Annotated in this window: 13 protein-coding genes; 4 read left to right on the plus strand and 9 right to left on the minus strand. The window is 54.1% G+C overall.

Annotation, left to right across the window (positions count from 1 at the left end; all coding sequences use genetic code 11):
• Positions 1-8: 8 nt before the first annotated feature.
• The 6 genes from potG to ACMYSL_RS19290 all read right to left on the minus strand — a co-directional run bounded on the left by potG (position 9) and on the right by ACMYSL_RS19290 (position 5,330).
• Positions 9-1,142 (minus strand): putrescine ABC transporter ATP-binding subunit PotG, encoded by a 1,134-nt coding sequence (gene potG / locus ACMYSL_RS19265; RefSeq protein ID WP_181482881.1) that lies wholly within the window; start codon positions 1,140-1,142, stop codon positions 9-11.
• A gap of 142 nt (positions 1,143-1,284) precedes the next feature.
• On the minus strand, positions 1,285-2,397 hold the full coding sequence (gene potF / locus ACMYSL_RS19270; RefSeq protein ID WP_112214684.1) for a spermidine/putrescine ABC transporter substrate-binding protein PotF: 1,113 nt from the start codon (positions 2,395-2,397) through the stop codon (positions 1,285-1,287).
• Positions 2,398-2,745: 348 nt separating this feature from the next.
• Positions 2,746-3,225, minus strand: coding sequence for a YbjN domain-containing protein (locus ACMYSL_RS19275; RefSeq protein ID WP_110275402.1), 480 nt, complete (start codon positions 3,223-3,225; stop codon positions 2,746-2,748).
• A gap of 90 nt (positions 3,226-3,315) precedes the next feature.
• Positions 3,316-4,218 (minus strand): 30S ribosomal protein S6--L-glutamate ligase, encoded by a 903-nt coding sequence (gene rimK, locus ACMYSL_RS19280; RefSeq protein WP_434659571.1) that lies wholly within the window; start codon positions 4,216-4,218, stop codon positions 3,316-3,318.
• A 115-nt stretch (positions 4,219-4,333) separates the two neighbouring features.
• Positions 4,334-5,056 carry a nitroreductase NfsA gene (gene nfsA, locus ACMYSL_RS19285; protein WP_434659573.1) on the minus strand — a complete coding sequence of 241 codons (723 nt, stop codon included), beginning with the start codon at positions 5,054-5,056 and terminating at the stop codon, positions 4,334-4,336.
• A complete protein-coding gene (locus tag ACMYSL_RS19290) occupies positions 5,040-5,330 on the minus strand; it encodes a YbjC family protein (protein ID WP_181482886.1) in 291 nt (96 codons plus the stop codon). The genes nfsA and ACMYSL_RS19290 overlap by 17 nt, the downstream gene beginning before the upstream one ends.
• 205 nt (positions 5,331-5,535) lie before the next feature.
• Between ACMYSL_RS19290 and ACMYSL_RS19295 the strand changes: the two genes are divergently transcribed.
• A complete protein-coding gene (locus ACMYSL_RS19295) occupies positions 5,536-5,799 on the plus strand; it encodes a GrxA family glutaredoxin (RefSeq protein WP_110275282.1) in 264 nt (87 codons plus the stop codon).
• A 6-nt stretch (positions 5,800-5,805) separates the two neighbouring features.
• On the opposite strand, the gene ybjM is transcribed toward ACMYSL_RS19295, so the two are convergent.
• Positions 5,806-6,189 carry an inner membrane protein YbjM gene (ybjM, locus tag ACMYSL_RS19300; protein WP_110275284.1) on the minus strand — a complete coding sequence of 128 codons (384 nt, stop codon included), beginning with the start codon at positions 6,187-6,189 and terminating at the stop codon, positions 5,806-5,808.
• A gap of 267 nt (positions 6,190-6,456) precedes the next feature.
• On the opposite strand from ybjM, the gene ACMYSL_RS19305 reads away from it, so the two are divergent.
• Positions 6,457-8,142: an aspartate:alanine antiporter gene (locus tag ACMYSL_RS19305; protein ID WP_112214733.1), complete on the plus strand. Its 1,686-nt coding sequence runs from the start codon at positions 6,457-6,459 to the stop codon at positions 8,140-8,142.
• 156 nt (positions 8,143-8,298) lie between these two features.
• Here ACMYSL_RS19305 and ACMYSL_RS19310 read toward each other — a convergent pair whose 3' ends face one another.
• Complete coding sequence (locus ACMYSL_RS19310; protein ID WP_181482888.1) at positions 8,299-8,841, minus strand: TetR/AcrR family transcriptional regulator; 543 nt, start codon at positions 8,839-8,841, stop codon at positions 8,299-8,301.
• A 181-nt stretch (positions 8,842-9,022) separates the two neighbouring features.
• On the opposite strand from ACMYSL_RS19310, the gene ACMYSL_RS19315 reads away from it, so the two are divergent.
• Both ACMYSL_RS19315 and ACMYSL_RS19320 read left to right on the plus strand, forming a co-directional pair.
• Positions 9,023-10,225 (plus strand): MFS transporter, encoded by a 1,203-nt coding sequence (locus tag ACMYSL_RS19315; RefSeq protein WP_434659576.1) that lies wholly within the window; start codon positions 9,023-9,025, stop codon positions 10,223-10,225.
• Entirely contained in the window at positions 10,225-11,037 is an 813-nt protein-coding gene (locus tag ACMYSL_RS19320; RefSeq protein ID WP_434659578.1) for a Cof-type HAD-IIB family hydrolase, read from the plus strand. The genes ACMYSL_RS19315 and ACMYSL_RS19320 overlap by 1 nt, the downstream gene beginning before the upstream one ends.
• 48 nt (positions 11,038-11,085) lie before the next feature.
• Here ACMYSL_RS19320 and ACMYSL_RS19325 read toward each other — a convergent pair whose 3' ends face one another.
• On the minus strand, positions 11,086-12,321 hold the full coding sequence (locus ACMYSL_RS19325; RefSeq protein WP_182237533.1) for an MFS transporter: 1,236 nt from the start codon (positions 12,319-12,321) through the stop codon (positions 11,086-11,088).
• Between the last annotated feature and the right edge of the window lie 194 nt (positions 12,322-12,515).

A 12,515-nucleotide genomic window follows, 5' to 3' on the forward strand; every position in this document is an offset into this window, starting at 1 on the left:
CCCTCTCCTTACACCGTCAGCACGACGCAGCTATCGGCGTCCCAGCACAAACGAACCTCATCGCCCCACGTCGGCGCACCTTTGCGGTAGCGGTGTTCGTTTTGTAACTGGGCGCTGATCATCTGCCCGCTTTTCAGGCGTACATGGTAGATAGACAGGTCGCCGAGATAGGCGATATAGATAACTTCGCCCACCGCAAAGTTGTAGCCATCCGCAGGCGGATCTTCGCAGAGCATGATTTTTTCCGGGCGCAGAGCTACCCACACAGGGACGTTATCCACCACGGAGGCGTCAGGGTCTACTTTCAATGGATGCGTCAGACCCGGCGAATCCAGCACCAGTCCATCTTCCTGACGCTCTTTCACCAGCCCTTCGAAGACGTTGACCGAACCGATAAACTCCGCGCTATAGCGGGTGGTTGGATGCTCGTAAATCTCCTCCGGCTCGCCAATTTGCACAAACTTGCCGCGGTTCATAATGGCGATGCGTCCCGCCATGGTCATCGCTTCTTCCTGATCGTGGGTCACCATCACGCAGGTGACGCCGACGCGCTCGAGAATATCGACCACTTCCAGCTGCATCCTGTCGCGCAGCTTTTTATCCAGCGCCCCCATCGGCTCATCGAGCAACAGCAGCTTCGGTCTTTTCGCCAGGCTACGGGCCAGCGCCACGCGCTGGCGCTGGCCACCAGAGAGCTGATGCGGTTTGCGCTTCGCGAACTCCTGCATATGCACCAGCGCCAGCATCTCCTGCACCCGACTGGTGATTTCCGCTTTCGGTAATCTGTCCTGCTTGAGGCCAAAGGCGATATTCTGCTCGACCGTCATATGCGGAAACAGCGCGTAGGACTGAAACATCATGTTGATAGGCCGCTGATACGGCGGCACCCGCGCCAGGTCGACGCCATCGAGAACAATCTGCCCAGCTGTTGGCTGTTCAAAACCCGCCAGCATGCGCAGCAAGGTCGATTTACCGCAGCCGGATGCGCCCAGCAGGGCAAAGATTTCGCCTTTGTAAATGGTGAGATTGACATCGTCGACGGCGTGCTGCCCATCAAACGACTTGGTTAAATTACGAATTTCCAGTAGCGGGGTCAGCGCTTTGGGGGCTTTTGCCTGCGGGCGGGGGATTGCGTCATTCACGGGGTGTTCTCCGGCAGAAATCAAAACTGGTGCAAACGCACTGTTATGGTGCGTATCGCCGGGCAGCGCTAACGCTTGCCCGGCCTACGGGTTTTGTAGGCCCGGTAGCATTAACGCCACCGGACAACGGTATTAAAAGTCGTTATTTCCCGCTTTTCACTTTTGTCCATGCGCGAGTACGCACGCGGTCGATTTTTGGATCCTGTACTTTCAGGGTGAACAGCTTGGCGAATACGTCAGCTGGTGGATAAATTGCCGGGTTATTACGAATCTCTTCGCTAACCAGCGGCGTAGAGGCTTTGTTACCGTTAGCGTAATAAACGTGATCGCTAATATGCGCGATAACATCAGGACGCATCAGATAATTAAGGAACTGATAAGCCTCATCTTTATTTTTGGCATCCGCAGGCATGGCGAAGACATCAAAGAACGCCAGCGCCCCCTCCTTCGGAATAAAGTAGGAGACATTTACGCCGTTCTTCGCTTCTTTCGCCCGATTAGCCGCCTGCCATACGTCACCCGCCCAGCCGATAGCAACGCAGATATCGCCGTTGGCAAGGTCATTGATGTACTGCGAGGAGTGGAAATAGCGGATGTTCGGACGCAGCTTAAGCAGCAGGTCGGTCGCCGGGCCAGTGTAATCATCGGCTTTACTGCTGTTCGGATCTTTGCCGAGATAGTTCAGCACGGTGGCGAAAATCTCTTCCGGAGCATCAAGGAATGAGACGCCGCAGCTTTTCAGTTTCTCCAGGTTTTCCGGCTTCATCACCAGATCCCAGCTGTCCAGCGGTACATCTTTGCCCAGCACGGCTTTGACTTTATCCACGTTGTAGCCAATACCGGTAGTCGCCCACAGGTACGGTATCGCGTATTTATTGTCCGGATCGTGCTTCGCCACCAGCTTCAGCACTTCCGGATCGAGGTTTTTCCAGTTGGGGAGCTTGCTCTTATCCAGCGGCTGGAAAACCCCTGCCGCCAGCTGTCGTTCAAGGAAGCTCGCTGACGGCACCACCAGGTCAAAGCCGGTGCTGCCCGCCATGAGTTTGCCTTCCAGCACTTCGTTGGAATCAAAAACGTCATACACCACTTTAATACCGGTCTCTTTTTCAAAATTCGCTACCGTATCCGGCGCAATATAATCAGACCAGTTATAAACATGCAGGGTTTTTTGTTCAGCTGCGAGCGAACCGGCAGAAACGGCCATCAGCGCACCCGTAACCAGACCTGTTAACCATTTTTTACCAAAGGCGGTCATATCTCTTATTCCTTCTCAATGCCCGTTAACAAGCGGGCTGAATATACGCACTTGTTTGCATGCAATAATCATGCATATTTTTTCATTGCCTAAGAAAAGGAGAGAGGACCTCTCCCGGAATGGTTGCCCGCAACTGGAAGCATCGTCAGAATAACTGTAGCCAGAATAAGAGGCTATAGCCCAGGTAAAAAAACGCCTTTTATCAATTTTTTATGCAATAACGGTCTACGTGATAAGCCGAAAGCGGCAGAATGGCGGTGAAAAATTCTTTAAAGAAAGGTTAATGGCAGAATAAAAGCGGGAAATACGCAGCCGCTATGGCAGTGGCTGCGCTATTTTTCGACAGGCTTAGTGAAGAAAATGGTACTGGATATTCTCAGCGACGGGCTCTTCTTCCTCAGGCTTATACAACACCTGATTGGCGCTGGCTTCGAGCATAACCATTGAAATCTGTTCTTCGCTCTGACGGAAAAACCACGCGAACTGATCAAAGGTAATACCGACACCGACGATCAGCGCCTGGCACACCACCAGTTTCGGCAGATTATCATCCTGAATATCGAGAAAAGCCTTCACGGTCAACGAACTGGCGTTAATCGCTGAAAGATCGGCAGAGAGCGGCAGCAGCGCAGAAGGCTTAACTTCCGCCAGTGCGGAAAAGAGTACCACGTTGTCCACCAGGTCGAGTTTGGCATCAAAAATGCCTTCGAAATTCTGCATATGCGGCAGATGTAGCGCCTGGCAGGAATCACACTCAAAAAAGCTGATGCCCAATTCGTCGAGCCATTGACGTAACGTATCAAGACCCGGAACGACCAGTGAATCCATATGACCTGTGACCTCTTGCTGTGAAAAAATGCGACGCCATAGCTTACGCAAAAAAAGCGTCGTGTACCATGACGCTGTCGTGAAAGGAAACTAACCTCCCATTTTCAGACAAAACCCCGGTGTTGCCTGATGCTCAATCCAGTCAATCATTCGCCCGGCAATATCCGCCCCCGTTGTGGTTTCAACGCCTTCCAGGCCTGGAGAAGCATTCACTTCCATCACCAGCGGGCCGCGCGTAGCACGCAAAATATCGACGCCCGCCACATCCAACCCCAGCGTTTGCGTGGCTTTAATCGCCATTTCTCGCTCCTGCTCGCTGATGGTCGCGACCGTCGCCACGCCACCGCGATGCAGATTGGAACGGAAGTCGCCCTCCTTCGCCCGGCGTTCAATCGCCGCCACCACTTCATTGCCCACCACCAGGCAGCGCACATCCCGACCTTTCGCCTCGGCGATATACTCCTGCACCAGAATATGGGCGTTCAGACCGCGAAACGCGTCAATCACGCTCTCCGCCGCCTGGCGGGTTTCGGCCAGCACCACACCGATGCCCTGCGTACCTTCCACCAGTTTTACCACCAGCGGCGCGCCGCCCACCATCGCGATCAGGTCGCTGGTATCATCCGGTGAATGGGCAATCCCGGTGAGCGGCAGGTCAATCCCCTGACGCGCCAGCAGCTGTAGCGAGCGCAGCTTGTCACGGGCGCGCGTAATAGCAACAGACTCATTCAGCGGATAGCTGCCCAGCAGCTCAAACTGACGCAGCGCGGCTGTGCCGTAATAGGTGATCGCTGAACCGATGCGAGGGATCACAGCATCGAAATGCGGTAGCTGGCGGCCTTTATAGTGAATCGATGAGGCCACCGGACTGACGTTCATATAGCAAGAAAGTGGATCGAGGATTTCGACCTGATGACCGCGTTTATGCGCGGCTTCACGCAGGCGTCGACATGAATAAAGCGTTCCATCCCGGGATAATATGGCAATTTTCACCCTGTACCTCTGCGAAAAGACCCGCTTTGGCGGGCCTTTGATAGCTAACAACGACTAAAATTTACGCTGACCTTGCAAAATCGCCTGGCGTCAGGCCGGGGCAGTTTACACGCAATCAGCGCGTAGCCCATCCCTGCTTATGCAGATATTCAAGAATAAACGGGCGACTCTCTTTAACAATAGTACGACGGATATGGTCGCTCCAGGTATCACGACGCGTGTTGCTCCCACGTGACAGATAATACTGCGCCAGCTGCTCGTCATATTCGCTAAGTACCGCATCGTCTAGCGGCTGATAGCTGTTTTCGTGTACCAGCATCGCCGACGGCATGCGCGGTTTTACGTCCGGGTTATCCGCAGGCCAGCCAAGGCACAGGCCAAACAGCGGCAGTACGTGCTGCGGCAGCTTCAGCAGTTCGGTCACTGCATCAATATTGTTGCGCAAGCCGCCGATATAGACACCGCCCAACCCCAGAGACTCTGCCGCCACCAGCGCATTCTGCGCCATAATCGCGGTATCAACGCAACCCAGCAGCAACTGTTCCGCCAGTCCCAGTTGGGCATCGGGGCAAATTTGCTGATTGCGGTTAAAATCGGCGCAGAACACCCAGAACTCGGCAGCCTGCGCCACGTGCTTCTGACCGCCGCTCATTGTCACCAGCTGTTGACGCAGCTGTGGATCGGTAACACGAATGATTGAGGTACATTGTAAAAAACTGGAGCTGGAAGCCCCCTGTGCACCGGCAATAATCGCAGCGCGCTGTTCATCACTGATAGGCGCGTCGGTAAAATGGCGAATAGAACGGTGGCTACGCAGCAGCTCAATGGTCGGCGTCATCTCGTTTTTCTCTGTCAGACAAGGAAGAAGGTGGGGTTTTGGTTTGCGTCAACTGCGGAGCAATCACTTTCGCCACCCGCCACATTAACGCCACGGCGGCCGGGAGCATCAGCAGGATCCCCGCGAAGATCATCAATAGCGCAGCCGTCGGGCTGGAAAACGGCGCGGGTAGACTGACGTACTGATTGAGCGAGAGCCAGGCCAGCGTCAACAACACCATGCCGAGAATCTCAACCACCAGCACGCTTTTTGGCAATGCAGCGGGCGATCGCATAACACTCCTCCGGTCCAAATAATTCGCACAACCCAGCGATAACGGGTCACGCAACAGGGCCAGTATAGCGGTTTCATCGCCAGAGTATTTATCAAACATAGCCCTAAACCATCGAAGCAAAAGGCAGAACCTTCTTTCCCTCGTCGGCATAACGCGTCATGATACGCCCCATTCGCCATCAGGCTGAGATTTAAGGAGAGAAACGATGTTTACCGTAATTTTTGGTCGTCCAGGTTGTCCGTATTGCGTTCGCGCCAAAGAACTGGCTGAAAAGTTGACCAATGAGCGTGATGATTTCAACTATCGCTACATTGATATCCACGCCGAAGGCATCAGCAAAGCCGATCTGGAAAAAACCGTGGGCAAGCCAGTAGAAACCGTACCGCAGATTTTTGTCGATCAGAAACACATCGGCGGCTGCACGGATTTTGAAGCCTGGGCGAAAGAGAATTTGGGACTGTTTGCCTGAGACGGCTCAATCTTCTGATGAGTGCTTGCGTCTGGTATCAAGCCAGGCGCAAATAAACAGAAAGCATAATGCGCCAAGCGCGCACCAGAACACAGCGCTAAACAACCACGCCAGCTCCTGCCAGAAAGAACGCTGAGTCACAAAGAAAAGCCGCATTACCACCAGACAAATGGGGGCCGCCAGCATCGCGCCGATAAGGGGACGAATAACCCGCTGTCCAGGTGAGAGGCAGCTTGCCGCAGCGCCGGGGAGTAAAAAAAACAGTAGCCCGAGCTCGGGATTACCGGTAGCCCGAAAGGCACCTTTCATATGTAACAGCAGCGATAAACAAACCACAATAAATAGAAAGAACCCACAGATAATACCGGCCCAAGCACGCTCAGATTTCACTACATCCTCCTGATTTTGCCTCTAACCAACTTCCACTTCGTCCAGTCAGATAAAGATTCTGGCAGTCCATTCCAATTAAAGATCCCGCCAGTGCAAAAACGATTGTTACTAGCCGAAGCCTCCAGGAAGGATTAAACTATCGACTATATTTTGCTGGTTATAACGGGATGCCAGAATAGCGTTCGTGATAGCGCGAACACTAGAGCAACCTTAGACCAAATAACCATTTCCTTCAACAACTTACTAGTAAATGAGAAGTTGGCTTTCGTGAATATAAACGTCGCAGATTTGTTAAACGGGAATTACATCCTGTTATTGTTCGTTGTTCTTGCATTAGGTCTTTGCCTCGGGAAACTGCGTCTCGGGTCAGTACAACTTGGTAATTCCATTGGCGTTTTAGTCGTTTCGTTATTATTAGGCCAGCAACATTTTAGTATTAACACTGATGCCCTAAATCTCGGCTTTATGCTGTTTATTTTTTGTGTCGGCGTGGAAGCGGGTCCCAACTTTTTTTCTATTTTTTTTCGCGATGGGAAAAATTACCTGATGCTGGCTCTGGTGATGGTCGGTAGCGCAATGCTGATCGCCATGGGTCTGGGTAAGCTGTTCGGCTGGGATATCGGCCTGACGGCCGGGATGCTCGCCGGGGCAATGACCTCAACCCCGGTGCTGGTCGGCGCTGGCGATACGCTACGCCACTTCGGCATGTCCAGCGAGCAGCTCGCCGCCTCACTCGATCACCTGAGTCTTGGCTACGCTCTGACCTACCTGGTTGGCCTGGTGAGCCTGATTGTTGGCGCTCGCTATATGCCCAAACTACAGCACCAGGATTTGCAAACCAGCGCCCAACAAATCGCCCGTGAACGTGGCCTCGATAACGATTCCCGGCGCAAGGTCTATCTGCCGGTGATCCGCGCCTATCGCGTCGGCCCGGAGCTGGTGGCATGGGCAGACGGCAAAAACCTGCGCGAGCTGGGTATTTATCGCCAGACCGGCTGCTATATCGAGCGAATTCGCCGTAACGGCATTCTCGCCAACCCAGACGGTGACGCGGTGTTGCAGATGGGCGATGATATCGCGCTGGTAGGCTACCCGGATGCCCATGCCCGTCTCGACCCGAGCTTTCGTAACGGCAAAGAGGTCTTCGACCGCGACCTGCTGGACATGCGCATCGTCACCGAAGAGATCGTGGTAAAAAATCACAATGCCGTTGGCCGTCGTCTGGCGCAGCTGAAGCTGACCGATCACGGTTGCTTCTTAAACCGCGTGATCCGCAGCCAAATCGAAATGCCCATTGACGATAACGTGGTGCTTAATAAGGGCGATGTGTTACAGGTCAGCGGCGACGCGCGTCGCGTTAAAACTGTCGCAGACCGTATCGGCTTTATCTCTATTCACAGCCAGGTGACCGACCTGCTCGCCTTCTGCGCCTTCTTCATCGTCGGCCTGATGATCGGCATGATCACCTTCCAGTTCAGTTCGTTCAGCTTCGGCATCGGTAACGCCGCCGGTCTGTTGTTTGCTGGGATCATGCTCGGCTTCCTGCGAGCTAACCATCCGACGTTCGGCTATATCCCCCAGGGGGCGCTGAATATGGTGAAAGAGTTCGGATTGATGGTGTTTATGGCCGGTGTCGGCCTCAGCGCGGGCGCGGGGATTAATAACGGCCTGGGCGCCGTCGGTGGCCAGATGCTGGCAGCGGGTCTCATCGTCAGCCTGGTGCCGGTGGTTATCTGCTTCCTGTTTGGCGCGTACGTCCTGCGCATGAACCGCGCAATGCTATTCGGCGCGATGATGGGAGCCCGCACCTGTGCGCCAGCGATGGAAATTATCAGCGACACCGCGCGCAGCAACATTCCGGCGCTGGGATACGCCGGGACCTATGCTATCGCTAACGTGTTGTTAACCCTGGCAGGTACGCTAATTGTCATCATCTGGCCAGGGCTACAGTAAATTTTTCAGAAAAAAACGCATATTCTCAGAACTTTTTTTGCTGGCATCAGTCATAAGTAGTGCCACTGCTTTTCTTTGATGTCCCCATTTTGTGGAGCCCATCAACCCCGCCACTTAGGTTCAAGGTTGATGGGTTTTTTGTTTTCTGCGCCCCGCTCACTCCCCCGCCAGCCTCCCTACCATCAGTCGAATCGCTTCTCTCGATAGCGGCGCTCTGTCGGTCACGAAATGTAGCGTCATACCCTCAATGAATGCATCCAGCCCGCGGGCCGTTGCCGGTTCAAACCACTGCTCGAGGGTTTGCTGGCTGCGTAGCATCCAGTTCTGCATCACTGCTTTTAAATTCGGCTGGCTGCTGCAAAAGGCGTAAAGCTGGTACATCAGTTCCATATTGCGCGCGGTGGTAACCTGGGCGCTAAAAATTAGCTCAGCAATGGCGTCACACGCCTCTTCACGGTTGCTTACGTTCGCGAAGAACTGCTGATACTGTACCGACATCTGGCCGGTAAATACGCTGAATGCTTCTTCGACCAGCGCCTCAATACCGCTGAAATAGTAAGTCAGCGAGCCCAGTGGAACACCAGCACAGCTGGCGATTTTGCGATGCGTGACCGCATGAATTCCATGTATAGCAATCGTGTCCAGCGTCGCCTGCAAAATGCGCTCCCGACGCTGTGGGTCGTTCGGTCGACGAGCCATAAGTTTCCCTCTTTTATTCAAATGGACGCATACTCTCACAGCACGCGCTTAAGATATCCCTCAGGCTGAATCGAGTCATTGAGGTCAATAAAAAAGCGGCCAGCAGCAAGCAACCTATATGTACAAATGTACACAACCTTGCTACTGTTGTCTCCATCTCTTCACTCACGGGCATTTACGGATGACAGCACAAACCTCCCGCAGAGCCCTCCAGCTACGGCTGTGGGCGCTCTTCATGTTCTTTTTTATTCCCGGATTACTCATGGCCTCATGGGCAACCCGCACGCCAGCGATACGCGATTTGCTGACGCTATCCACGGCGGAAATGGGGATTGTATTATTTGGACTATCGATAGGTTCAATGAGCGGAATTCTCTGCTCTGCGTGGCTGGTCAATCGTTTCGGCACCCGTAAAGTCATTCGCGCCACCATGTCCTGCGCGGTGGTAGGGATGCTGGTGCTCAGCGTCGCGCTGTGGTTTACATCAGCCGTTCTGTTTGCTCTTGGGCTGGCTATCTTTGGTGCCAGCTTTGGCTCAGCCGAGGTGGCGATTAACGTTGAAGGCGCTGCCGTTGAACGTGAAATGAATAAAACCGTCCTGCCGATGATGCATGGCTTCTACAGCTTCGGCACGCTGATCGGTGCAGGAATTGGCATGGCGGTCACCGGTTTCGGCCTACCCGCCGCGCCGCATATTCTGCTGGCGGCGCTGGTGGCTATCCTCCCTATCGCCATCGCCATTCGCGCCATCCCCGACGGTACCGGCAAAAATGCTGCTGAAGCCGCGCGCCACGAAGGAAAAGGACTGCCGGTCTGGCGTGATACCCAACTGTTGCTCATTGGGTTAATCGTGCTGGCGATGGCCTTTGCCGAAGGTTCCGCCAACGACTGGTTACCGCTGCTAATGGTGGATGGTCATGGCTTCAGCCCAACCTCCGGCTCTTTGATTTACGCAGGCTTCACGCTCGGAATGACCATCGGTCGCTTTACCGGCGGTTGGTTTATCGACCGCTACAGCCGGGTAACCGTCGTTCGCGCCAGCGCGGTGATGGGCGCGCTGGGCATTGCGCTGATTATTTTTGTCGATAGTCCGTGGGTCGCCGGCATTTCCGTGCTGTTATGGGGCCTCGGCGCTTCGCTGGGCTTCCCGCTGACTATTTCTGCCGCCAGCGATACCGGGCCCGATGCGCCGAAGCGTGTTAGCATCGTGGCGATCACCGGCTACCTCGCCTTCCTCGTCGGCCCGCCGCTGCTGGGCTTCCTTGGCGAACATTTTGGCCTGCGCAGTGCGATGATGGTCGTGCTGGCGCTGGTCCTGGTGGCAGCACTGGTCGCCCGCGCGGTGGCGAAACCACAACCTGAACCTGTTTTGGAGAACAGTTAATGAGCATCAAATTGATTGCGGTAGACATGGATGGCACCTTCTTAAGCGATGCCAAAACCTATAACTGCCAGCGCTTCCTTGCCCAATACCAGCGAATGCGTGAACAAGACATCCGCTTCGTCGTGGCCAGCGGCAACCAGTATTACCAGTTGATTTCGTTCTTCCCTGAGGTAGCCAATGAGATTGCTTTTGTCGCCGAAAACGGCGGCTGGGTGGTCAGCGCCGGGGACGATGTGTTTAACTGCCAAATACCAAAAGCGCATTTCAATACCGTCATCGATCATCTGCAAACGCTGACTGATATTGAAATTATCGCCTGCGGTAAACGCAGCGCTTACACCCTCAATCAATATAACGATGAACTGAAGGCGATCGCAGCGAAGTATTATCATCGCCTTGAACTGGTCGACGACTTCAATCAGATTGATGATGTGATTCTGAAATTCGGCCTCAACGTACCGGATCACTTAATCCCGCAGATGCAGCCGAAACTGCACGCTGCGCTGGGCGACATGGTCACTGCCGTCGCCACCGGCTACGGCAGCATTGACCTGATTATTCCTGGCGTACACAAAGCCAACGGCTTGCGTATTTTGCAGGAGCGCTGGGGCATTGAAAACCATGAAGTCGTCGCGTTCGGCGACGGTGGCAACGATATTGAAATGCTGCAACACGCCGGTTTCGGTTTTGCGATGGCAAACGCCGCCGCCCCGGTGAAAGCCGTTGCTGGTTACGATGCGCCGCACAACAACGAGGAAGGCGTGCTGCATATTATTGATAAAGTACTTAATCGCGAAGCGCCGTTCGCCTGAGGAATGACCCGCTGCGGCGCTTAACGTCGCAGCGGGTGATTTTGAAAGTCACTGAGGATCGTGGGAGCTTCCCACGCTCTTATCCTTCAGGAAGTAGACCGTCATTGCCAGCCACAGCACCCCGCTCAGTAAGTTTAACAAGCTGAAAATCCCGCTACCGCCAGATTCATAAGCATGCTTACTGACTTCAATGCCAACGGTAAAGATCAGCATTTGCAGCATCCCCATCGCCGCAGACACCGTCCCCTTACTCATCTCGCTGGCAAATAGCGTCAGGCGAACCAGCCCGGCGTTGGCCAGACCAATCCCGAACGCGTAAACGCTCAGCCCTGCGGTCATCCACAGATAGGCGTGGGTTGAAGCCACCGTCGCCACCGCGGAAATCAGCAGGCCAATCATAATCGGCCAGCCGCCGAGAATAATTAGCGAACGCACCGTTTTGCGTGAAGTCTGGCGCGCCAGCACCAGATTACCGGCAATCAACGCGCCAAAAATCGGTACTTGTAGCAGGCCATATTCATAGCTGGTCGCCTTCTCGCCGCTGATAATAATCACTGGCGATTGGGCAATCCAGGCCAGCAACGGCAGACTGACAAAACCGGTCGCCAGCGCTCCGGCTACAAAACGCAGGTTTTTCAGCACCTCACGGTAATCGCGCCCCAACTCTTTTACCGACAGTTTCTCGCCCATCCGGGTGGCGGTTTCCGGCATCGCCCGCTGTAGGCCAACGAAAGCGATAGCCGCCAACACGGCGAACAGGACAAACATCATTTCCCACGGCAGAACGTGAACCCAGGCAGCCCCCACCAGCGGCCCGAGAAGCGGCGCAATCAGCGCAACGTTGGCCATCAGGGCAGTAATTTTGATACAGACCGCCTCTTCGAAAGACTCCTGAATCGCTGCATAGCCCACTGCGCCGATAAAACAGAGGCTAATGCCCTGCAAAAAGCGCAGCAGCGTAAACTGCTCAATAGTTTGCGCCAACAGCGTCGCCAGGCAGGTCACGATAAACCACACAACGCCGGTCAGCATCACCGGACGGCGGCCGATACGGTCCGACAGCGGCCCCAGCAGCCACTGTAAAAACATACCGCCGGCCAGATAAGCGGTCATCGAGGTCGGAACCCACTCATTGCCAACGCCGAACTCTTCCACCACCGAGAGCATTCCCGGTTGGATCATGTCGTTGCCGATATAAGTGGAAAATTCGTATAGCACCAGGCACAGCGGAAACAGCAAGGCCTGACGTCCGAGGCGCTTGCCCGAAAGCGAATAATTCTGCATGAAATCTCTTATTTAAATAAAACCGCGCAAAGTTTAATGAAAGTCGAGCCGGTGAGATAGCGAATTGTGAGCGACAACGAAAAATAGCGCCACTCAGGTAACAACATCGCCATCAGCAAATGAAAAGCCAACTGTATATATTTCGTTTATGTTTCAATTAGATTACAGGCTATATACTCTCCATTGCAGTCTGT

It is taken from the genome of Klebsiella sp. MISC125 (genome assembly GCF_051131775.1).
Lineage (GTDB): Bacteria > Pseudomonadota > Gammaproteobacteria > Enterobacterales > Enterobacteriaceae > Klebsiella.